This window comes from Paenibacillus sp. OT2-17 (assembly GCF_009827695.1).
In the GTDB taxonomy this organism is placed as follows: domain Bacteria; phylum Bacillota; class Bacilli; order Paenibacillales; family Paenibacillaceae; genus Paenibacillus; species Paenibacillus polymyxa_B.
In genome coordinates, this window is sequence record NZ_WUDQ01000691.1 from 1 (window position 1) to 1,709 (window position 1,709).

Genomic DNA, 1,709 nt, shown 5'->3' on the forward strand with positions numbered 1-1,709 from the left:
CTGTAAACGAAAGCGCAGACACGTCGATGCCGCCGTTCATCAAGGTATCGTGCAGCAAGGAACCGAATCGATCATCCCCAACTTTGCTAATCAATGTCGCTCTAGCTCCTAAGCGGGATAGAGCAGCTGCTACGTTAGCCGGAGCCCCTCCAGGATTGCATTCAAACTGCTCGTTGCCTCCCGCTGTACGACCTGATGGAGTAAAGTCTATCAATACTTCCCCAATGGTTATTACATCAAGCACAGTTTCTCCCCACCTATCCTTTGATTATTTATTTTTTAAATTTGCATTATAACGGTCCAGCCCTTTTTGATAGATCTCCATCAATTCGTTCAGACCCATCTTCTCCAGTGTCTTCACATAGCGGTCCCACTGCTCATCCACGCCGCCATCGACGATGAACTTGCCTCTTTGGGTATTTACATATTTAATAAGTTCTGGCTCAATCCGATTGATTTTATCTAGTTCATCCGGTTCAAAGAAGATGCTCGGATAGTTTTCCTTTGTCATATATGGAGTGTAATATTTCTCCAAATAATCAGCACGCTTCTGAGCCCGGGGTTCCATATCAACAACTTTTCCGAAGTCATCGAAAGTAATGACGCCCGGATTTCCCGTGCCTGGAGCCACTTTTTGACGGAATTCACCTGCGGACACTCCCTTGGGAAGCGGCAGGTTCACCAATTTTCCTTTTTCGTCCTTCTTGAATACGACATCCAACGGACCCCAGTGAATTTGAGCCGCCATGTAAGGGTCATACTGTTGATCGATCCAACGCATCGTCATTGCCGGATAACGGTTCTCCTTTGTAATCACGAAGCCACCTCGTCCCGGACCGCCGCCGTTGCTGCGGCCGATCATTTGATCTCTATTTGGGCCTTTAAGCGGGGGCAGCAAAGCATAATCCTTACTACGCTCCGGTCCGACAACCTCTTCGACTTCCCACCAAACGTAGGAGCCAAGCGTTTCATCTGGTGTTTTGCCTTTTGCTAAATACTGAGCAGCGTCCTGGGTGAACGATTCAGGGTCAATCAGGCCCTGCTTATACCAGTTATTGTGAATATATTTTAATGCTTCCTTATATTGAGGTTGCGTAGCGGTAAAGATCACTTTACCTTCGCGGACGATCCGATGTTCCAAATTATCCGAAAGACCGAAAGCTCCGAATATGCCGGCAATGTCACTACACCACTGCATATGCATAAAGCTTAATGGGATTTCATCAGCCTTGCCATTGCCGTTCGGATCCTTCGTTTTAAAGGCAATCAAAGTCTGAGTGTATTCATCCAGCGTCTGAGGTACTTTCAGGCCCAGCTTATCGAGCCAATTTTTATTGATGACGTGAAAGAAGGGGTTGGTATCGAGCTTATTCTCTTCCCACGACGGCAGTCCGTAGATGTGTCCATCCGGCGCTGTGATGGCTAATTTAATGTCGGGTCGACGATCGAGAAGCGCTTTCAAGTTAGGCGCATATTTATCAATTAAATCCTCCAGCGGAATGATGGTTCCGTCTTTACCGTAATTGATTAGATCGTAATCTGTGAATCCGGCTCCGTAAAATGCGTCTGGCAAATCTCCGCTGGCCAACAACAAATTTTTCTTCTCTGCAAAGTCAGTGTCTGGAATGTTCTCCCAGTCAATCTTTACGTTTGTTTGTTTTTCCAGCCGCTTAAAAATTTCCATTTTCGAGTAATCCGGCGCTAAAGCA

Annotated in this window: 2 protein-coding genes; both read right to left on the reverse strand. The window is 46.5% G+C overall.

Annotated elements, in window-relative coordinates:
* Positions 1-244: PfkB family carbohydrate kinase (locus tag GRP75_RS26165; protein WP_337194273.1), on the reverse strand; the 244-nt coding region annotated here is incomplete at its 3' end.
* A 24-nt stretch (positions 245-268) separates the two neighbouring features.
* Positions 269-1,709, reverse strand: a 1,441-nt coding sequence (locus GRP75_RS26170; RefSeq protein ID WP_160790797.1) for an ABC transporter substrate-binding protein, incomplete at its 5' end; no start/stop codon positions are given.